This window comes from Mycobacterium sp. 852002-10029_SCH5224772 (genome assembly GCF_001667315.1).
Lineage (GTDB): Bacteria > Actinomycetota > Actinomycetes > Mycobacteriales > Mycobacteriaceae > Mycobacterium.
The window spans coordinates 1-19863 of sequence record NZ_LZHT01000135.1 but is presented as its reverse complement, the minus strand read 5'-3'; the positions used below and the strand labels follow the sequence as shown (position 1 = coordinate 19863).

At 67.1% G+C, this 19863-nt stretch carries 20 protein-coding genes, 1 tRNA gene and 1 pseudogene; 16 read left to right on the top strand and 6 right to left on the bottom strand.

Annotated elements, in window-relative coordinates; translation table 11 throughout:
• Nucleotides 1-4: 4 nt before the first annotated feature.
• From A5775_RS23715 to A5775_RS23705, 3 genes are all read left to right on the top strand, one after another.
• Nucleotides 5-658 (top strand): GNAT family N-acetyltransferase, encoded by a 654-nt coding sequence (locus tag A5775_RS23715; RefSeq protein WP_197512884.1) that lies wholly within the window; start codon nucleotides 5-7, stop codon nucleotides 656-658.
• A gap of 204 nt (nucleotides 659-862) precedes the next feature.
• Nucleotides 863-1933 carry a gephyrin-like molybdotransferase receptor GlpR gene (gene glpR, locus A5775_RS23710; protein ID WP_067258573.1) on the top strand — a complete coding sequence of 357 codons (1071 nt, stop codon included), beginning with the start codon at nucleotides 863-865 and terminating at the stop codon, nucleotides 1931-1933.
• Nucleotides 1934-1983: 50 nt separating this feature from the next.
• A tRNA-Ala gene (locus tag A5775_RS23705) sits at nucleotides 1984-2056 on the top strand.
• Nucleotides 2057-2236: 180 nt separating this feature from the next.
• Here the strand turns inward: A5775_RS23705 and A5775_RS23700 are convergent.
• Together A5775_RS23700 and A5775_RS23695 are read right to left on the bottom strand one after the other, a co-directional pair.
• Nucleotides 2237-2998 carry a sterol desaturase family protein gene (locus A5775_RS23700; protein ID WP_082953149.1) on the bottom strand — a complete coding sequence of 254 codons (762 nt, stop codon included), beginning with the start codon at nucleotides 2996-2998 and terminating at the stop codon, nucleotides 2237-2239.
• Nucleotides 2998-3729 carry a FadR/GntR family transcriptional regulator gene (locus A5775_RS23695; protein ID WP_067258090.1) on the bottom strand — a complete coding sequence of 244 codons (732 nt, stop codon included), beginning with the start codon at nucleotides 3727-3729 and terminating at the stop codon, nucleotides 2998-3000. Before A5775_RS23695 ends, A5775_RS23700 begins: the two co-directional genes overlap by 1 nt.
• A gap of 200 nt (nucleotides 3730-3929) precedes the next feature.
• On the opposite strand from A5775_RS23695, the gene A5775_RS23690 reads away from it, so the two are divergent.
• The 3 genes and pseudogenes from A5775_RS23690 to A5775_RS25195 form a co-directional block, all read left to right on the top strand.
• Nucleotides 3930-5228, top strand: coding sequence for a cytochrome P450 (locus tag A5775_RS23690; protein ID WP_082953148.1), 1299 nt, complete (start codon nucleotides 3930-3932; stop codon nucleotides 5226-5228).
• Nucleotides 5229-5483: 255 nt separating this feature from the next.
• Nucleotides 5484-5990 carry a formate dehydrogenase gene (locus tag A5775_RS23685; RefSeq protein ID WP_231995257.1) on the top strand — a complete coding sequence of 169 codons (507 nt, stop codon included), beginning with the start codon at nucleotides 5484-5486 and terminating at the stop codon, nucleotides 5988-5990.
• Nucleotides 5965-6403 (top strand): annotated as a pseudogene (locus A5775_RS25195) (enoyl-CoA hydratase-related protein); the annotation flags it as partial. The gene A5775_RS23685 and the pseudogene A5775_RS25195, both read left to right, overlap by 26 nt.
• Before the next feature lie 7 nt (nucleotides 6404-6410).
• Here the strand turns inward: A5775_RS25195 and A5775_RS23675 are convergent.
• Entirely contained in the window at nucleotides 6411-7013 is a 603-nt protein-coding gene (locus tag A5775_RS23675) for a TetR/AcrR family transcriptional regulator (protein WP_067258566.1), read from the bottom strand.
• Between the two features lie 94 nt (nucleotides 7014-7107).
• On the opposite strand from A5775_RS23675, the gene A5775_RS23670 reads away from it, so the two are divergent.
• From A5775_RS23670 to A5775_RS23635, 8 genes are all read left to right on the top strand, one after another.
• Nucleotides 7108-8277, top strand: coding sequence for an aromatic ring-hydroxylating dioxygenase subunit alpha (locus tag A5775_RS23670; RefSeq protein ID WP_067258081.1), 1170 nt, complete (start codon nucleotides 7108-7110; stop codon nucleotides 8275-8277).
• A gap of 79 nt (nucleotides 8278-8356) precedes the next feature.
• Entirely contained in the window at nucleotides 8357-9490 is a 1134-nt protein-coding gene (locus A5775_RS23665; protein ID WP_067258078.1) for a M42 family metallopeptidase, read from the top strand.
• A gap of 156 nt (nucleotides 9491-9646) precedes the next feature.
• Complete coding sequence (locus A5775_RS23660) at nucleotides 9647-10663, top strand: GHMP kinase (protein ID WP_067258075.1); 1017 nt, start codon at nucleotides 9647-9649, stop codon at nucleotides 10661-10663.
• Nucleotides 10651-11268 (top strand): SIS domain-containing protein, encoded by a 618-nt coding sequence (locus A5775_RS23655; protein WP_197512882.1) that lies wholly within the window; start codon nucleotides 10651-10653, stop codon nucleotides 11266-11268. Before A5775_RS23660 ends, A5775_RS23655 begins: the two co-directional genes overlap by 13 nt.
• Before the next feature lie 5 nt (nucleotides 11269-11273).
• A complete protein-coding gene (locus tag A5775_RS23650; RefSeq protein WP_067258070.1) occupies nucleotides 11274-11828 on the top strand; it encodes an HAD-IIIA family hydrolase in 555 nt (184 codons plus the stop codon).
• A gap of 136 nt (nucleotides 11829-11964) precedes the next feature.
• Entirely contained in the window at nucleotides 11965-13002 is a 1038-nt protein-coding gene (locus tag A5775_RS23645) for a GNAT family N-acetyltransferase (RefSeq protein ID WP_156660831.1), read from the top strand.
• Between the two features lie 51 nt (nucleotides 13003-13053).
• Nucleotides 13054-13743 (top strand): DUF5642 family protein, encoded by a 690-nt coding sequence (locus A5775_RS23640; protein WP_067258065.1) that lies wholly within the window; start codon nucleotides 13054-13056, stop codon nucleotides 13741-13743.
• A 27-nt stretch (nucleotides 13744-13770) separates the two neighbouring features.
• A complete protein-coding gene (locus tag A5775_RS23635; RefSeq protein WP_067258061.1) occupies nucleotides 13771-14421 on the top strand; it encodes a DUF5642 family protein in 651 nt (216 codons plus the stop codon).
• 113 nt (nucleotides 14422-14534) lie between these two features.
• Here the strand turns inward: A5775_RS23635 and A5775_RS23630 are convergent, their stop codons facing one another.
• Nucleotides 14535-15134: an alpha-ketoglutarate-dependent dioxygenase AlkB gene (locus tag A5775_RS23630; RefSeq protein ID WP_197512881.1), complete on the bottom strand. Its 600-nt coding sequence runs from the start codon at nucleotides 15132-15134 to the stop codon at nucleotides 14535-14537.
• Between the two features lie 94 nt (nucleotides 15135-15228).
• Between A5775_RS23630 and arcA the strand changes: the two genes are divergently transcribed.
• A complete protein-coding gene (arcA, locus tag A5775_RS23625; RefSeq protein WP_067258055.1) occupies nucleotides 15229-16440 on the top strand; it encodes an arginine deiminase in 1212 nt (403 codons plus the stop codon).
• A gap of 81 nt (nucleotides 16441-16521) precedes the next feature.
• Here arcA and A5775_RS23620 read toward each other — a convergent pair whose 3' ends face one another.
• Nucleotides 16522-18054 (bottom strand): dolichyl-phosphate-mannose--protein mannosyltransferase, encoded by a 1533-nt coding sequence (locus tag A5775_RS23620; protein ID WP_197512900.1) that lies wholly within the window; start codon nucleotides 18052-18054, stop codon nucleotides 16522-16524.
• Between the two features lie 82 nt (nucleotides 18055-18136).
• Between A5775_RS23620 and rsmI the strand changes: the two genes are divergently transcribed.
• Nucleotides 18137-18973 carry a 16S rRNA (cytidine(1402)-2'-O)-methyltransferase gene (gene rsmI, locus A5775_RS23615; RefSeq protein ID WP_067258051.1) on the top strand — a complete coding sequence of 279 codons (837 nt, stop codon included), beginning with the start codon at nucleotides 18137-18139 and terminating at the stop codon, nucleotides 18971-18973.
• On the opposite strand, the gene A5775_RS23610 is transcribed toward rsmI, so the two are convergent.
• Nucleotides 18970-19863 (bottom strand): aminodeoxychorismate synthase component I (locus tag A5775_RS23610; protein WP_369827906.1); only part of this gene is annotated, 894 nt, incomplete at its 5' end. The two genes, rsmI and A5775_RS23610, sit on opposite strands and share 4 nt — an antisense overlap.

Genomic DNA, 19863 nt, shown 5'->3' with positions numbered 1-19863 from the left:
CACGGTGAACCTGTTGCGCTCCACTTCTCGTCATCCGGGTTGGCCCATGAGCGTTGGACCGCTGCGGGTTCCGGCGGGTGTGGTCCGGCTGCGGGCGGTGCGGCTGCGCGACGGCGCGCAGTGGAGCCGGATCCGGCTGACCGACCGCGCGCATCTGGAGCCGTGGGAGCCCAGCGCCGAGGGCGACTGGACGGTCCGGCATGCCGTGGCCGCCTGGCCGGCGCTGTGCTCCGGGCTGCGGGCCGAGGCCCGGCAGGGTCGCATGCTGCCCTACGTCATCGAACTCGACGGGCGGTTCTGCGGCCAGCTGACTGTCGGCAACGTCACGCACGGGGCGTTGCGGTCGGCGTGGATCGGCTACTGGGTGCCGCGGTCGGCCACCGGCGGCGGGGTGGCGACCGCGGCCCTGGCCCTGGGGCTCGATCACTGCTTCGGGCCGGTCATGTTGCACCGGGTCGAGGCCACCGTGCGCCCGGAAAACGCCGCGAGCCGGGCCGTGTTGGCAAAGGTGGGGTTTCGCCAGGAGGGCGTGTTGCAGCGCTACCTGGAAGTCGACAAGGCCTGGCGCGATCATCTGTTGATGGCCATCACCGCCGAAGAGGTCACCGGATCGGTGGCATCGGGGCTGGTCAAAGCCGGCAACGCAAGTTGGGTGTGATTGCCGTTCATTAATGAGGCCCCTTCGGCGGCGTGCCGGGGGAGAGGCGAATTATTGCCGGTTTGGGACTAGCGCGACACGAGTGACTCGTGGTGCTTGTGGGAGGCAAATTACAGGTGTGTAATTGTCCTGGTCGTCATGACCCGGCCGCGTTGGCCACCTATGGGCTTCGCGGGGGATGAGAACGACAGAGAGCAGGTCATCATGCCAAGCATCCCGCAGTCATTGTTGTGGATATCGCTCGTGGTGCTGTGGCTGTTTGTCTTGGTGCCGATGCTCGTCAGCAAACGCGACGCGGTGCGCCGCACCAGTGACGTGGCGTTGGCGACCCGAGTCCTCAACGGCGGGGCCAACTCCCGGCTGGTCAAGCGCAGCGGCCCGGCCGCCGGCCATCGCAGCGACCCCGACTGGCAGCCGCCCGAAGACTCGGCCGACACCGACCTCGACGAGCGCGACCTCTCCGAGACCGACGACCACGACCGGGAACTGGACGACGACGCCGACACTGACGAGCTGAGCCGTCGCCGCCCGGTGGTCATGAAGATGGCGCTGGCCGAGCCTGCCGAGTCCGCCGAGCCCGATTACCTCGACGTCGATGTCGTCGAGGATTCGGCCGCGCTTCCCGTGGGGGCCAGCGATTCTGCGGCCGAGGTCGTCGATGAGGAAGCCGTCGAGCCCGCCGAGGACGACGACGCCGACACCGAGGTCGTCGCCAAACACGACGATGAGGACGAGGACAGCTACGAATACGTCGAGGACTCGTCCGGTTTGGAGCCCGCCGCCGAGAGCGACGACGCCGACGACGAGGCGCCGGCCCCGATCCCGCGCAACGCCGCCCGCCGGCGCCGGCTGGACGCCAAGACCGCCGCCGCGGTCAGCGCCCGCAAGTACGCCTTCCGCAAGAAGGTGTTGATGGGGATGGCGGTCTTCCTGATCGGCTCGGCCACCGCGGCGTTCAAGGTCTCGCCGAGCGCCTGGTGGGTGTGCGGCACCGCCACCGCGATCACCCTGCTGTACCTGGGTTACTTGCGGCGCCAGACGCGCATCGAGGAAAAGGTGCGCCGCCGCCGGATGCAGCGGATGGCGCGGGCGCGCCTCGGCGTCGAGAACGCCTACGACCGTGAGTACGACGTGGTCCCGTCGCGGCTGCGGCGCCCCGGCGCGGTGGTGCTGGAAATCGACGACGAGGACCCGGTCTTCGAGCACCTGGACTACGCGATGGCGATGCGGACCTACGGTTTTCCCCGCGACTTGCCGCGCGCCGTCGGCGAATAGTGCTCGCGTTTCGGCGGTTGGTGCCGCGGCTGGTAGCCTGCTAGCGATCAGGGGCTATGGCGCAGTTGGTAGCGCGACTCGTTCGCATCGAGTAGGTCAGGGGTTCGATTCCCCTTAGCTCCACAACGTGATGAGTCGAGCCATAGGTGACAGACAAGTCGCGAGATCGGTTACAGATTCCCCGGCCATCGGCCGGGGTTTTTGTTTTTTGCGCCAAAATTTTTGTCGGGGCGATGTGGTGGGGGCTCAGGACGTGGTGGCCGGCTTTACTGATCTCGGTGACGGTTTGTGTGGTCATCAGGATCAGAATTGGGGTGTGGGCGTGGATGATTCCGACGCCGAGGTGGTGTAGGCGGCTGCCGTGGCGCAGGGTGCGTTCGCCGCACGGGAGGCCGCAGCGGTAGCCGAGCTCGCACCAGCACCGTGCAGATTCTTGGCTGTCGCGGAGGTCGGTACCGTCGACTGATCCGGGTACGTGCCGAGCAGCCGGTCCGCGGTTCCGCTGGTGGTGACGGTGAACCAGTAGTGTTCGTTTTTGAAGTGATGCCGTCGATGGTTGCGCCAGATCGACCGATACACACCGCTTTTCGCCTTGTAATCGGTGTGGATGAGGTAATGCGTCCACTCATAGGCCAGCCCGAGGGCGGTCAAGAAGACCAGGTACGTCAGCCCGAGGCCGAGTCGAGGGAACGCGAACAACGCGACCGCGACGGCCGTCGGGATCACCCATAGCAACGTCTGCCACGGTATGAAGATGAGCTCAATTTCTCGCGGGTCGCAATGATGCTCGCGATGTTTGCGTGCCAGCAAGGGATCGACGACCAAGCGACCGACAGTGCGCGGCCGCCAGTGCAGGATGGCGACGTGGATGATCCACTCGAAAACGGGAAAGCCCGCGACCATGAGTGCCGGCAGCACGACGTCGGTGAGCTGCCAATCACCGACGAGGACCCGGGCTGCCAGCGCCCCGCTGAATATCAGTGCGATGACGCAGGGGGAGGGGTGGCGCCAAAACTCCCGCCCCGCCCCAGACAAGGTGAAGTTGCTACGTACCTGTGTTGTCATTACTCCTCTTCCATCCCAGACAGGGCGGTGAGCAGCCCCCGGGTGGCTGGCTCGAGTAGTTCGGTCGCGGCGCGTTTGGCACCCGCCGGATCACCGGCGGTGATCGCCTGTGCCACTTGCCGGTACAGCTCTGGGCGATTGACCTCGGCGGCCATCACGGTGTTAAGGGCCGGGAGTGCGGGTTCGTACGTGGCGCGCAGGGTGTTGAACATCAGCCGGAAGACGATGGAGTCGGCGGCGTCGACGACGTGGTCCCAGAAGGTCAGCGCGGCGCGTTGACGTTCCGTCGGATCCTCTTCGGCGGCCAGCGCGTCCACGGCGGCGTCGAGAAGGCCGGCCGCCTGCGGGCCGCTGCGTTCGGCAGCCAGTTCGGCGACTTTGGGGCCGTTGTGCAGCCGGGTCTCCAGAATGCTGCGCACGACCGCCACGTCGAGCTCGTCAGCACGATCCCCACCGCGGAGTAACAACCGGGGCAGTAGGTCCAGGCCCGCGTGACGGCGGTAGTCCCGCACGGTGGTGGCGTCTCCCTGCCGAACCTCGACCAGGCCGGCGGCGGTGAGGCGCTTGAGCGCCTCACGAACCACCGGCCGGGACACTCCCAGCACCTCCGCGAGTCTGCGCTCACTGGGCAGCATCTCCCCGGGCGCCAGTTCACCGCTGAGTACGTCAGACATGATCTGCTCGAAGACGTGTTCAGGTATCGATCGTCGAGTCACCGGCCGCAGCGCCATACGCCCCACCATGCCGGGTAATTGGTCCAGACGTCAAGTGGTCAGACCAGTCCGTGCGTTGTCTAGGCGTTGGATGCGTCGGAATGCCGCGTTCGCGCAATGGATACGCACCGCCAGCGACCTCTGTTAGTCGGCAGCCTCGGCGCATAGAGTTGCCGTGCAACGCGACCCAGCACACGCCGTCCCCGTGGGGGTGATCGATGGCTGCCGACACGCTGCCACCCGGTCCTCGACTGCCGATGGCAGTTCAAACTGCTGAGTGGATCGCCCGTCCGTGGGAATTCATGGAACGCGCCGCCGCCCGATACGGCGACACGTTCACCATGAAACTGCTCGGTGAAGGGCCAATGGTGATGGTGTCGCATCCAGACGCGGTGCGGCAGGTTTTCACCTCGCCTCCGGAATTGGTGCTCGCCGGGGAGGCAAATCGCATCCTGCTGCCGGTGCTGGGCCAGAACTCGGTTCTACTGCTCGATCGCGACGCGCACAAAGAACAGCGACGACTTCTCATGCCGGCGTTTCGCGGCAACCACTTGCAGAACTACATGAGCACGATGACCGCCATCGCCGAGGCCGAGATTGCCGGCTGGCCACGTGGTGTGCCGGTGCGGCTGCATCCCCGCATGCAAGCGTTGACGCTTGAGGTCATTCTGCACCTGGTGTTCGGGCTCGAGCGCGGGCCAAGCATGGACCGGCTGCGCCAGGCGCTACAGCGCATGCTCGCTCTCACAACCAACGGCGTCGCGCAGATGCTTCTCTTACTGGTAGGGCCCCAGAAAATGAGGACCGCGCTCACTCGCAGGTTGCTGGCCGAAGTGGATCGGCTGCTACACGAAGAGATCGCCACTCGCCGACGGCAAGAGGATCTTGATACCCGCACCGACGTCCTTTCGATGCTGTTGAAGGCGAAGCACGAAGGCGGTAATCCGATGAGCGACCTAGAGATTCGCGATGAACTCATCACGTTGCTACTGGCAGGCCACGAAACAACAGCATCAGGACTGGCGTGGGCGGTCGAGCGGATCATCCGTCACCCGGATGCGCATTCGCGACTTATCGAAGAGGCGCAAGCCGGCGACGGCCAGAGGTATGTCGATGCCGTGGTGAAGGAGACACTGCGGATGCGACCAGTGCTCGCCCTGGTAGGCAGGCGGCTCACCGAACCCATGGAGTTCGACGGGTTTTCGCTGCCTGCCGGCGTAAAAGTCGCACCGTCGATCTATCTGATGCACCGCCGCCCCGACATCTACCCCGACCCGAAAGAGTTTCGTCCCGAGCGGTTTCTCGACAACCGTGCAGGAACGTATACGTGGATTCCGTTCGGAGGAGGCGCGCGCCGTTGTCTTGGAGCAACTTTCGCCGAATGTGAGATGCGGATTGTGCTTGGCGCATTATTCAGCACCACCCGGGTGCGCCCCGTCGACGTCAAAGCCGAGCCGATACACCGCCGGTCGATCACCCAGGTGCCGGGTCGCGGGACCACGGTAGTGCTGGAATGACTCAGTTACGCAGCTGTCCACAAACCGGCCCCTTCGGCACTGTTAGGCCGAAGGCGATGGGGGAGGCTCACTGGACCGCATAGTCCGACGACCGGCGACCTCGTCCAGGTCCTCTTAGCGCAAGTCGCCATGCAATGACCATCCCGGACGAGCCAGCGTGGTTTCGAACCGGTGACGCTACGGCGTGTCGCGGTTTCACCGCCAGTCGATTCTGAGACCGTTGGACATGCTCGCGATGGAACGCAAGGGGGCGGCGTGAGCCCGATTCAGATTTTCTTCGTCTCAGCTCTGGTGGTCATGCTCGCAGCCGGGATCGTGGCGACCGTGTTCTCCGAAAAGCTGTTCCGCCCTGAAGCGACCCTGGCGATTGTGTTGACGGTGGTTATTGTCGCGGGCTGGGTCTGGCGGATGCCACGGGGGTGGTACACGATGTCGCAAATCGCTTGGCGCTACCGGTTGAAGACTTGTCAGGTCCGGGAGGTTGCCGACGAGCTCGGTATCAGGGCCTTCAACCGTGGTGCGCTGGTCCCTCCCTCGCAGCGGAAGAAGATGCATCCCGAACTGATGCGTCTGAAGAAGCGCAAGACGGTGCGCGAGCCGAGGGCAGCGAAGGACAGCCGATCGGTCTACGAACCCTCAGCCGCGCAGTCAAGTTTCCTGGAGGAGGCCGATCGCATGCAGTTCTCCGGTCAGGAGCTATTGCGACATCTGCGTCCGGGCATCGCACATTTCGACGCAGACGTCGAGGACGAGGCAGTCTGACGAAACCAGCTGGGACCGCAGCCTCCCGGAAGCCAAATGGGGGCTGATCGCAGGTGCCGGCTCCACAGTTCGGCTCAAGCGCCAGATTCCCTACACCAAGGCCATGGAGATGATCCTGACAGGCGATCCGCTGACGAACGGCCGAGGCCTACCACTTCGGTCTGGTGGGTCATGTGGTGTCGACAGGCCAGTCGTTGGACAAGGCCCGCGAGATCGCATCTCGCGTTGTGGCCAACGGCCCGTTGGCGGTTCGCAACGCCAAGGCGTCGGTGATCAACAGTGGGTGGATCGATGAGGAAGACGCGCGACGAATCGAGCAGCGATTGGTTGTCGAGGTGGTTCGCTCCGAAAATGCCAAGGAAGGGTTGGCCGCCTTCGCCGCCCAACGTGAGCCGCGATTCACGGGTCGGTAGCTAGCGCTCAGCGCCCGGCGTGAGCACGCACCGACGGCGCGATCCAGTCCTCGAGGAACCTCCGCAACTCCAACCCGGTGCGCGGCGGACGCCCGGGATCCACGATCAATGACTGCAGTGTGCGCAGCATGATCTCGACCAGCTCGTCGAGGCGGCCCTCGGCGAATCCGGCTGCGGCCCAATCGACGTCGAAGCGCTGCAGGATCGACCGGCCGAACGAGATGGCCATGTCCGAGGTGACGCCCGCGGTGAACGCGCTGGCCTTGCCGGGCTGGAAAACCAGGCTGAGGTACTTGTCGTGGGCGAGTTGCTCAAAGGTGTAGGCGATACCCTCGACCACCGCCTCGGTGGGATCGGTGATCGAACCCAGGTGCGCCGCAAGCCGATCCAGGAACCCGTCGACCGACGACAGCGCCGTCGCGCCCAGGAGCGTCTCGTGGGTGGGGAAGTACCGGTAAATCGTCTGCCGGGTCACCCCGAGCGTCGACGCGACCTCCGAGACGCTGACCATCCCACGCTCGTCGATGGCGCGTCGCGTCACGGTCAGGATCCGCGCGACCGCCTCATCGTCGTCGGCCGGGATATTTCCCGACCAGCCGTGCCGGCGCATGGCGTGATCGTCGCACACGTGGGTCCAACACGCCTTGACAATACAACCGATAGTGATTGTATGGTCTGCAGCGGCGAAGGTGAAGGAGACCAGGATGACGACGATCGACAGCCCGGTGAGCGGCACCGACGAGACATTGACCCGGCGCGGCCTGCGTCACGCCCAGGAGAAGACGACCGACCTGGCCGAGCGCGAACTGCGGGTGCCGCTGCACTACTACCGCGACCCCAAGATCACCGAGATCGAGAAGTCGCAGATCCTGCGCCGGGTGCCGTTGGCCATCCTCCCGTCGGCTCAAGTGCCGAACGCCAATGATTTTGTCGTGCGCTCCGTGCTGGGCGACTCACTGCTAGTGACCCGCGACCGTTCCGGCGCCAGCCACGTGTTACTCAACTATTGCCGGCACCGGGGCGCGATGCCGGCCTGCGGCTCGGGCAACGCGTCGCGCTTCGTGTGCCCGTATCACGCCTGGACGTACAAGAACACCGGTGAACTGTTCACGGTCCCGGGCAAGGCGGGCTTCGACTCGATGAACACGAAGGACTACGGCCTGGTCGAGTTGCCCTCCGAGGAGCGGCACGGCTTCATCTGGGCGGTGCTGACCGCCGACGCGACCATCGACCTCGACGAACACCTGGGCGACTTCGGTGCCGAGCTGGCGTTGTGGAACTACGCGTCCTACGGCTACCACACCGAGCGCGAATTCATCTCCGACGTGTCATGGAAGGGCGCCCTGGAGGCGTTCGCCGAGGGCTACCACTTCCCGTACGTGCACGGCGAAAGCCTCATCGGGCAGAACACCCTGGCCAACACGATGGTTTACGACGAATTCGGCAAGCACCACCGCATCGGATTTCCGTTCACCTGGATCACCAACGCGAACACCGATCCGACGGCCTCGCTCGAACCCGTGGCGAACATGGGGGTGATCTACTGGGTGTATCCGAACCTCATCTTGGCCAACAGCCCGGTAGGGGTGGAGATCATCGACATGCTGCCCGCCGGCGAGCCGACCCGCTGCACGGTGCGCCACAGCTGGATGGGCCGCATCCCGGCCACCAACGACGAGATGAGCGCGGCCTACGACGCGGTCTTCGAGGGGGTCCATGCCGCGGTTCGTGACGAGGACTTCGCCATGCTGCCCCAGTGCGGCGAGGGCGTCCGGCACGCCCAGCACGACCACATGATCATCGGACGCAACGAAATCGCCGTCCAGCACATGATCAAGGTGTTCGCCCAAGAACTCGGTGTCGCGCTCGCCTGACCGCCGTTGGCATCGGTTGCGATTGTCGCAGCCCATCGCGGGTACTGATCCTCTGAACCCAAATGACCGAGAGGATCTCATGGCGCACCCCGACCGCGACGCAGGCGACGAGTTGCTGCAAGAACTCCTGTGGACCTACGGGCCGTGCGGGCAGGAGGACGAGGTCCGCTCCGTCATTGCCCGCGAACTGCAACCCGTCGTCGACGACATGTGGACGGACGACTCCGGAAACCTGATCGGATACATCGCCGCCAACGCGTCGACCACCGACGCCGGGGCGCCCAACCACCGCCATCGGACGGAGGCCATACCCGGCACCGCGACGCGGGTGATGGCGCACATGGACGAACTGTCCATGATCGTCAAGCGCGTGGAATCGAATGGCACCCTGCATCTGACGCAGCTGGGCACGATGTACCCGGGCAACTTCGGACTGGGCCCGGTCGCCGTGCTCGGTGACAACGAAACCCTCACCGCGGTACTGACTCTCGGCTCCGAGCACACCACCCAGGAAAGCTCGCGAATCTGGGAGACCAAACCCGATCAGGGCGACCGCGCACTGGACTGGCATCACGTGTACGTGTTCACCGGCCGCAACCCCGATGAGCTGTCCGCCGCGGGAGTGCACGCCGGCACCCGGGTGTGTATCGATCGCAGCAAGCGATCCGTGGTCGAGATCGGCGACTACGTCGGCGCGTACTTCCTCGACGACCGCGCCGCGGTCACCGCGCTGCTGAAGACCGCCCGCATGCTGCGCGAGCGCGACCAGCGACCCGCCGACGACGTCTATCTTGTGTTCACCACCAACGAGGAGATCGGCGGGGTGGGAGGCACCTATGCCAGCGCCACCCTGCCCGGCCACCTCACGCTCGCTCTGGAAGTCGGCCCCACCGAACGCGAATACAACACCAGCGTCGCCGGCGGACCGATCATCGGCTACAACGACGCGCTGTGCGTATACGACAAAGAGGTCGCCGACCGGCTGCTGAGAATCGCCGACGACCGTGGCCTGTCCCCACAGCCGGCCGCGCTGGGCGCTTTCGAATCCGACGCATCGCACGCCAAGGCCACCGGGCAGACCGCGCGCGCCGGCCTGCTGTGCCTGCCCACGCTGAGTACCCACGGCTACGAGGTCATCGCTCGCAGCGCGATCGACGACATGGCCGCGATCGTGGTCGATTTCGTGCTCGAGCCAAGCCAGCAGATCGCCTGAGCGCCGCCTGATCCAGCTGCGGAGCAGTGGGGCGAAAACCCGATATTCGTGCTGGTCAGCTTGCTAGGCTGGCGACGCTTTCGGACATAGGACGATGGGGTGGCACGTGGCAAGGGTGGTCTCGCAGCTGAGCGGTTCGCTCGAAAGTGAATCCCCATGACGCGCCCGCGAATTCGCGCACGCGCTCCGCTGCGGATCTCGTTCGCCGGGGGCGGCACCGACGTGCCACCGTTTCCGGCGACCGAAGGCGGCTGTGTCCTGTCGGCGACCATCGATCGCTACGCCCAGGGATCGCTTGCCCCGCGCACCGATCGCCGCGTCAGCATCGAGTCGGTGGACTTCAAGACCACGCACGAGATGACGCTCGACAGCGAGATTCTCTACGACGGCAGTCTGGATCTGATCAAGGCCGCGGTGCGCAGGTTCGGCCGTGACGGCACGGACGGCTACGACCTGGTACTGCGTTCCAGCGCTCCGCCGGGCTCGGGGCTGGGCTCGTCGTCGACGATGATGGTCGCGCTCACCGGCCTGCTCGCCGAGCATTACCGGGTACCGATGGGCGAATACGAGACGGCCCAACTGGCGTGTGCGATCGAACGCGACGACCTGGGCATCGCGGGCGGCCTGCAGGACATGTACGCCGCGACGTTCGGCGGCTTCAACTTCATCGAGTTCACCGACCGGGTGATCGTCAATCCGCTGCGGATCCGCGACGAGACCGCCTTCGAACTCGAGCTCAGCCTGCTGCTGTGCTACACGGGCATCACCCGCGACTCCTCGCGGGTGATCGAGGACCAAACCCACCGCGCCACAACGGGTTCAGATGACACCCTGGCGGGCCTACGGGCCCAGAAAGACTTGGCCGTCGCGATGAAGGCGGCGTTGCTGACGGGCAAGCTGAACGACTTCGGTGCGCTGCTGGGCGAGGCGTGGACCCAGAAGAAACGCATGTCGCCCTACATCACCAACGAGCGCATCGACGACCTCTACGAGCTGGCCCTGAAAAACGGGGCGCTGGGCGGCAAGCTCACCGGGGCCGGTGGTGGGGGATACATCCTGCTGTTCTGCGACTTCGCCAAAAAGCACCGCCTCATCGAAGCCCTCGAGGGAGCGGAGGCCAGCATCAACGAATTCGCCTTCGAGAGCAAGGGATTGACGACATGGCTGGCATGACGGGCTCGGACGTTGTCTCACCCAGCGTGGAGCTGGTCCAGCAGCGCTTGGCTGAGACCATCGAGGTCAAGCAGCAGATGCAACAGGGTGATTGCGCCGCGCAGGCCGTCGGGGTGGCGCGCGTGATCATCGGCTCGCTGCGCACCGGGGGAAAGGTGATCTTCTTCGGCAACGGCGGCTCGGCGCAAGACGCCGGACATCTGGCGGCAGAACTCATGGGCCGCTTCGCATTTGACCGCCCCGGCCTGGCCGCGATCAGCCTTCCCGACGCCACGGCGGCGATCACCGCGATCGGAAACGACTACTCCTACGACGAGGTGTTCGCCCGCCTGGTCCTCGCCGCCGGGCGCCCCGGGGATGTGGTGATCGGGCTGACCACGTCGGGCAACTCTCCCAACGTCGTTCGCGCGCTCGAGGTCGCCGGCCAGGCGGGGATGACGACCGTCACGCTCACCGGCGCGCGCGGCGGCAAGGTGGCTGACGCCGCCGAAATCTGCATCCGGGTTCCCAGCGAGGACACCGCGCGGATTCAGGAGGCATGCCTGCACCTGGGCCACTCCATTTGCGAAATGGTCGAAGCGGCGCTGTTTCCCAGGCCGTCCTGAGATTGATGGCCGCACCCGATTTGCGCGACGTGCGCACCGTCTTCCTGGACCGCGACGGCACCGTCAACGTCAAGGCAGCCGAGGGCGAATACATCCGATCGCCCGCCGACCTGGTTCTGTTGCCGGGCGCGGCCACGGCGCTGGCCGCCCTGAACGCCGCCGGTTTGCGGACCGTGCTGGTGACCAACCAGCGGTGGCTCTCCGAACCGGGCTCCGATCCAACACATTTCGCCGCCGTCCAGACGCGTCTGCAACAACTGCTTGCAAAGGAAGGCGCGCGGATCGATGCCGCCTACCACTGTCCGCACGCGACGAACAGTTGCGAGTGCCGCAAACCCGGCACCGGCATGTTGTTACGCGCGGCTGCCGAACACGGTATCGATCTCACGGAATCGGTGATGATCGGGGACAGCGACATCGACATGCGGGCGGGCCGGGCGGCCGGAACGGCGACCATCCTGCTTCGCTCCGGTGGCGAGGCGTCCGTCGATGCCGACACGGTGGTCGACGACCTCGTCGCGGCCGTCGGGCTCATCTTGGATGCCCAAGCGGCGCTTTAGCTCATGAACACGCCCCGCATCCTTGCCGCAGCCCCAACCTGCTCCTAACCTGGCAACATCCGACCGCGTCCAGGAGTGTCGGGCCTGGCGCACCAGACGAGGGCAAGCAGACGGGGCAGGTCATGGCACCATCGCGATGCGCACAGCGGTGTCGCGACGGCGCGGGCGGCGGTCCGTAGCGGTGGCCGGACTGACCGGCGCCCGGGTGGACGAGCTGGCGACGATGGACATCTTCAAGGGATGTCCTGCCGAAGACCTCGTGCCGTTGGCGGGGCGCCTGCAGCCCCGGCGCGCCGCGGCCGGCGAGGTGCTGATGCGGCAGGGGGAGCAGGCTGTCTCGTTTCTGCTGATCTCCTCGGGTAGCGCCGAGATCAAACACGTCGGTGACGACGGCGTGGTGATCGTCGAGCATGCGTGCCCGGGCATGATCGTCGGCGAGATCGCCCTGCTGCGCGACATCCCCCGCACGGCGACGGTGACCACGGCCGAGCCGCTGACCGGCTGGATGGGTGATACCAGGGCCTTCGCCAGCATGGTGCACATCCCGGGCATCACGCCACGGCTGCTGCGCACCGTGCGCCAGCGTCTGGCTGCGTTCATCACGCCGATCCCGATTCGAGTTCGCGACGGCACACACCTGCTGCTGCGCCCGGTGCTTCCCGGTGACAGCGAGCGCACCGTGCACGGACACATCTACTTCTCCAGCGACACGCTGTATCGGCGCTTCATGACCCCGCGCCTTCCCACCCCGGCGTTGATGCACTACCTGTCGGAGGTCGACTACGTCGATCACTTCGTGTGGGTGGTGACCGACGGCAGCGACCCGGTGGCCGACGCGCGCTTCGTACGCGACGGGAACGACCCGACGGTCGCCGAAATCGCGTTCACCGTCGCCGATGCCTATCAGGGCCGGGGCATCGGCACCTTGTTGATCAGCGCACTGTCCATCGCGGCCGACGTCGGCGGCATCGAAAGGTTTTCCGCGCGAATGCTTTCCGACAACGGGCCGATGCGCGCGATCATGGACCGCTACGGCGCCGTCTGGCAGCGCGAAGACATCGGCGTGATCACCACCGTGATCGATGTGCCGCACCCGCGCCACCTGCCGTTCGGCCATGACGAGGCCGAACAGATCAGGCGGGTGGCCCGGCAGGTGATCGAGGCGGTCGGCTGACGGCGTGCGTGGGAAGCCGGGTGCGGCCGCGTCTTGTGCTATCAACTCCTCATGCGGCCCTTCCGGATTGGCCCGGCGGTGGCTTTGGCCGCCGCGCTGGCGGTTGCGGCCTGCGGACATTCACCCCGGACCGCCCCGTCGGGCACTCACACGACCTCGGCTCCGGCGACCGCCGCTGCCGTCAACCCCGCCAACATCAAGCGCGTGGTTCGCGCCCTGCCGCCCGGTTACGAGGTGACGACGGGAATCCCCGGCGCGGCCTCGCCGCGGGTGATCTGGGGCCTCGGGGCCGACGCGCGGCCCAAGCCGGCCCGATGCGGGATACTCGCCGACCCCGGGAACGGGCGCGACCAGTCCGCGCAGGGCGTGTCGGGCTCGGGTAGCGGCGGCATCGTCCACGCGGTGGTGGTGGCTGTGCCGGAGCCCGTGGGCTTTCCGGAAGACGCGGTCACCGCGTGTGGCCAGTGGTCGGAGACCGCCGGACACACCGTGGCGCGGGTGCACCTCACCGACGCACCGCATATCGATAGCGCCGAAACGCTGGGCATGGTGGCCGACATCAAGTCTTCGGTCGAGTCGGGCACCGAAATAGACTCGCGCGTCTACACATTCATCGCGTACCTGGGTAACTACTACGCGTTCACCACGCTGACCACCGATCCCGGTTCGGCACTTCCGCTGCTGCCGCCGCAATTCGCCGCCGATCTGCTCGCCAAAACGGTGTCCACGTTGCGCAGCTGAGCTATCCGCTTCGGTAGATTGGCCACGATGTCCAAGCTGCTGCTCGCGGTCGCCGCTGTCTGCATGCTCGCGGGCTGCTCATCGGCCACTCATCCGGCGAAGGTCGACATCAACAAGGTCGTCGACGTGAAATCAAGCTTCGGACCCGACTACAACGTCAGCGACATCAGCGAACGGGGCATCGATCCGAAGCTGCTGTCCGGCCGGAAGCTGCCCGAGGGATTGATCTTCGACCCCGCGAACTGCGCGAAAGTGGCGAGCGGGCCGGAGATGCCGGCGGACCTGCAGGGCAACATGGCCGCCGTCACCGCCGAGGGCCGCGGCAACCGGTTCGTGGTCATCGCGCTGGAGACCTCAAAACCGTTGCCTGTCAACGATCCCGGGAAGGACTGTACCAAGGTCACCTTCTCCGGGACCCAGATTCGCGGCGGTGTCCAAGCGGTCGACGCGCCGCAGATCGAGAGCACCCGCACGCTGGGCGTGCATCGCGTCCTACAGGCGCTGACCCCCGGCGGTCCGCGCACCGGCGAGCTGTATGACTACTCGGCCCAATTCGGCGACTACCAGGTGATCGTCATCGCCAACCCGCTGGTGGTTCCCGATCAGCCCGTCGCCCCGGTCGACACCCAACGCGCCTGCGACCTGCTCGTCAAAGCCGTGGCGGCCGTGCGCGCCTGACGCCTCGGCTTGATGGCGGCGGCCCGCTGCGCCCGGCTTATGTCAATTGTGGCGACCCGCTGCGCCCGGCTCCGCCGCGCTTGCGATCGCCACGGCCGCGCTTGCGACCGCCGCTAGCGCACGCCGCACGGCCGGAACTGGATACTCACCCGCGGGCCGACGGGTGCCGCCGTCTTGGGTACGGCGTGCTCCCAGGTGCGTTGGCACGACCCGCCCATCACCAGCAGATCCCCGTGCGCCTGCGGCAGCCGCAGTGACGGGCCGCCGCCGCCACGGCGCCGCATCGCGAATGCCCGGGTGGCGCCCAGGCTGACGATCGCCACCATGGTGTCCTCGGAACTGCTGCGGCCGATCGTGTCGCCATGCCAGGCCACGCTGTCGGAGCCGTCGCGATAGCAGCACAGCCCCACCGTGGTGAACGGCTCACCGAGCTCGCCGGCGTAGATGTCGTTGAGCCGCCGGCGCAGCCGGGCCAACGCCGGATGCGGCGGATCGTCGGCCGTGAGGTCGTGAAAGCTCACCAGGCGCGGCACATCGACCACCCGGTCGTACATCTGCCGGCGTTCCTCGCGCCACGGCACCGTCGACAACAAGGCGTCGAGCAGCTCATCCGCATCGGTGAGCCAGCCGGCGCGGATTTCGATGAACGCGCCGTCGCCGAGTTGCCTGCGCTCGGTGTGCTGGAACAGGGAGCCTTGAGCCGCAACCTCCACGCGAGCCAGTTTATCGCACATCCGTTCGATGGCACGGGCCCGCGACGGGCGTGTGACGCGACCGTCCAGCGCCCGCCGCCGCTACGGTTGAGTCGTGGGTGAGGTTGAGCTGGGCACCAAATCCGAGGTCGGCGCGCTGCGCACGGTCATCGTGCACCGTCCCGGCGCCGAGTTGCTCCGGCTCAACCCGCGCAACGTCGACCAGCTGCTTTTCGACGGCCTCCCGTGGGTCGCCCGTGCGCAAGACGAGCACGACCAGTTCGCCGAGGTGTTGCGTTCCCGCGGGGTCGAGGTGCTGCTGTTGTCGGACCTGCTCACCGAGGCGCTGACGCACAGCGGAGCCGCTCGGATGCAGGGCGTCGCGGCCGCGGTCGACGCGCGACGACTCGGAGTGCCGCTGGCGCAAGAGCTTTCGGCGTACCTGCGGGGACTTGAGCCGGCCCGGCTGGCTCAGGTCCTGATGGCCGGCATGACGTTCAACGAGTTGCCCGCGGACACCCGCACGGACGTGTCGCTGGTGCTGCGCATGCACCATGGGGGCGATTTCGTCATCGACCCGCTGCCCAACCTGGTGTTCACCCGCGACTCGTCGATCTGGATCGGCCCACGGGTGGTGATCCCGACGCTGGCGCTGCGGGCCCGGATTCGCGAGGCGTCGTTGACCGACCTCATCTATGCCCATCACCCGCGGTTCACCGGGGTGCGGCGCGCCTACGAGTCGCGCACCGCTCCCGTCGAGGGCGGTGATGTGCTGCTGCTCGCGCCCGGCGTGGTCGCGGTCGGGGTCGGGGAGCGAACCACCCCCGCCGGCGCGGAAGCGTTGGCGCGCAGCTTGTTTGACGACGATCTGGCGCACACGGTGCTCGCGGTGCCGATCGCGCAGCGGCGCGCGCAAATGCACCTGGACACGGTCTGCACGATGGTCGACACCGACACGGTGGTGATGTACGCCAACATCGTCGACACGCTGTCGGCGTTCACCATCCAACGCACGCCCGACGGCGTGGCCATCAGCGACGAGGTCCCCTTCCTGGAGGGTGCGGCCAAGGCGATGGAGATCGACAAGCTGCGGGTGATCGACACCGGGCTGGATCCCGTCATCGCCGAACGCGAGCAGTGGGACGACGGCAACAACACGCTGGCGCTGGCTCCCGGCGTCGTCGTCGCCTATGAACGCAACGCGCAGACCAATATTCGCTTGCAGGACGCCGGTATCGAAGTGCTGACCATCGCGGGATCGGAATTGGGCACCGGCCGCGGCGGCCCGCGCTGCATGTCGTGCCCGGTTAGCCGCGACCCAGTCTGACACCACCGCGAAAGTGCAACAGGCGACGCGTTTTCCACGTCGGGTGGTGCCACCTGCACTGTCGTGGGACGGCGCAGAAAGCTAGCGCCAGCTGGGCAGCCAGATTTCCATGTTCCACGTCTGCTGCGAAATCGGCAGTCCGGTGAGCACCGGGAACAGCCAGGCGAAGTTCGTCACCACCAGGGCCACATAGGCGCAGACGGCGATCAGCCCCAGCGTGCGTCGTTCCGAGTTCACCCCGGGCCCCCGGGCGGGCGCTCCAGGCGTGTAGAGGATGTCGCCGCAAATCAGCGCGATGGCCATCACCAGGAAGGGCGCCATCGTCGCCGCATAGAAGAAGTACATCTGCCGGTCGATGTCGGCGAACCACGGTAGCCAGCCGGCGCAATAGCCAACCAGCACAGCGGCGTAACGCCAATCACGGCGCACCAGCATGCGCCACAACGCGAAAATCAAGACCGGCACCGCCAGCCACCACATCGCCGGAGTGCCCACCAGCATCTCGGCCTTGACGCACGACTGCGCGCCGCACCCGGGCACGTTCTGCTCGTCGATGGCATAGAGCACCGGCCGCAACGACATCGGCCAGCTCCACGGTTTCGATTCCCACGGGTGATAGTTGCCGGCCGCATTCGTCAAGCTCGAGTGGAATTGGAAAGCCTTGGCGGAGTAGTGCCACAGCGATCGGATGGCATCGGGCAGCGGGATCACCGAATGCGGGCCGATCGTCTGGCCCACCTCGTGGCGATCGATGGCCGTCTCGGAGGCGAACCACGGCGCATAACTGGCCAGATACACCAACACCGGGATGAGACCCAGCGCATAACCGGTGGGGACGAGGTCGCGGCGCAGGGTCCCCAGCCAGGGCCGATCGACCTGGTACTGGCGCCGCGCGGCCACGTCGAATGCCAGCGACATCACGCCGAAAAACACCACGAAATACAGGCCGGACCATTTTGTGCCGCAAGCCAATCCGAGCAGCACTCCGGCGCTGAAGCGCCACCACCGCACGCCCAGCCGCGGGCCCCATGCCGTGTCCAAGTTGCGGCCCTGCAGCAGCACGACGTGCATTCGCTGCCGAACTTGGTCGCGGTCGACGATCAACGCGCCGAACGCGGCGACCACGAAGAAGGTCAGGATGCCGTCGAGCAGCGCGGTCCGCGACGCGACAAAGCTGACGCCGTCGCAGATGACGAGCACCCCGGCGATCGCGCCGACCAGCGTCGATCGGCTGATCCGCCGGACGATCCGCATCACCAGCGCCACCATGACCACGCCGAGCAGTGCGCCGGTGAACCGCCAGCCGATGCCGCTGTAGCCGAAGATCGCCTCGCCGATCGCGATGAGCTGCTTGCCCACCGGCGGGTGGACCACCAGACCGAACCCGGGATTGTCTTCCACCCCGTGGTTGTGCAGTGCCTGCCAGGCCTGCGGGGCGTAATGCTTTTCGTCGAAGACCGGCGTGCCGGCATCGGTGGGCGAACCGAGGTTGAGGAAGCGGGTCACCGCGGCCGCCACGGTGATCACGCCGGTCACCACCCAGCCGCGGACGTGATCGGTGGGCCCGAAATCGGCCACCGGAACCCGCGGGCCCGGGCTGACGACGGGCACCACACGCTCGTTTTCGGCGCCCTTCATGTTCAGGGGGGATTCGCGGGGCGGGGCAGTCATCGGTGTCGATCGTAGGCTGTCGATCATGACCACCGGCCGCCTGTTGCTGGGCGCGACTCCCTTGGGCCAGCCGTCGGACGCCTCGCCTCGCCTCCTGGACGCGTTGGCCCGCGCCGACGTGGTGGCCGCCGAGGACACCCGCCGGGTCCGGACGTTGGCCAGTGCCCTGGAGGTGAAAATCACCGGCCGGGTGATCAGCATGTTCGACCGGGTCGAGGCCACCCGGGTGGACTCGCTGATCGAGGCGATCAAGGCGGGCGCGACCGTGCTGGTGGTCAGCGACGCCGGGATGCCGGTGATCAGCGACCCCGGCTACCGGTTGGTGACGGCGTGCGTACAGGCCGACCTGCCGGTGCACTGCTTGCCGGGGCCCTCGGCGGTGACGACCGCACTGGCCCTGTCCGGCCTGCCGGCGGAGAAGTTCTGCTTCGAGGGGTTCGCGCCCCGCAAGAAGGCGGCGCGGCGAACCTGGCTGGATTCGCTGGCCGACGAGCGACGCACCTGTGTGTTCTTCGAGTCGCCGCGCCGGCTACCCGCCTGTCTGCAGGACGCGGTCGAGCGGCTCGGCGGCTCGCGCCGGGCCGCGGTATGCCGGGAATTGACCAAGGTGCACGAGGAAGTGGTGCGCGGATCGCTCGACGAGCTGGCGGCGTGGGCGGCCGACGGGGTGCTCGGCGAGATCACCGTGGTGCTGGCCGGCGCGACGCCGCGCGCCGACCTGCCGTCACTGGTGATCCAGGTCGAGGAGCTGGTCGCCGGCGGTGCTCGCGTCAAGGACGCCTGCGGTGAGGTGGCGGCCGCGCATCCGGGGGTGCGCTCGCGCCAGCTCTACGACGCGGTGCTGCAGTCCCGCCGCGACTAGCCGGCCGGGCTCGCGGCCGCGATCGACGGCAGCCCGACGATGGGCGAGGCCTTGTGCAGGCATTCGGCCCACTCGGCGTCGGGGTCGGAATCGGCGGTGATCCCGCCGCCGACTCCCAGCACCGCGCCACCCGCATTGTCGAATTCGACGGTGCGGATCGCGACGTTGAGTTCGCAACCGGCGGCGGGGGATGCCAACCCGATTGTGCCGCAATAGATTCCGCGGCGGTGCGGTTCCCACTGCGAAAGCAGTTGGCGGGCACGGTGTTTGGGTGTCCCGGTGACCGACGCCGGCGGGAAGGTGGCGTCCAGCAGCGCCGACGTCGGCAACTCGGCGGGAACCTGGGCGGCCACCGTGGACACCAGGTGCCACACGCCGGGTGCGCGCCGCACCACCAGCAGCTCCGGCACGGTCACCGAGCCGACGGTCGCCACGCGGCCAAGGTCGTTGCGGACCAGATCCACGATCATGATGTTTTCGGCCACCTCCTTGGCCGAGGCGCGCAGCGCCGACGGCCAGGCGTCCAGCGGCAAGGTGCCCTTGATCGGGCTGGACATGACGGCCGTCCCGCGTCGCCGCAGGAACAGCTCCGGCGACAGCGACGCCACCGCCCCCCACGGGCCCGCGACGTAGGCCGCCCGGGCCGGAGAGGTGCGGGCGACGCCGTCGATGAAGAAGTCCAGCGGGGAACCGGTGACCGTGCCGGTGACCTGGGTGCATACGCACGCCTGGTAGACCTCGCCGGCGCGGATGGCTTCCAGACAGGCAAGCACCCCGTCGCGGTGGGGCGCCCCCGGGGGCGCCCCCCCCCCCCCCCCGGCCCCCCCCCGGGGGGGGGGGGGGCCGGGGCGGGGGGGGGTGGTGGGTGGGGCGGCGGGTCGCGGGGGGGG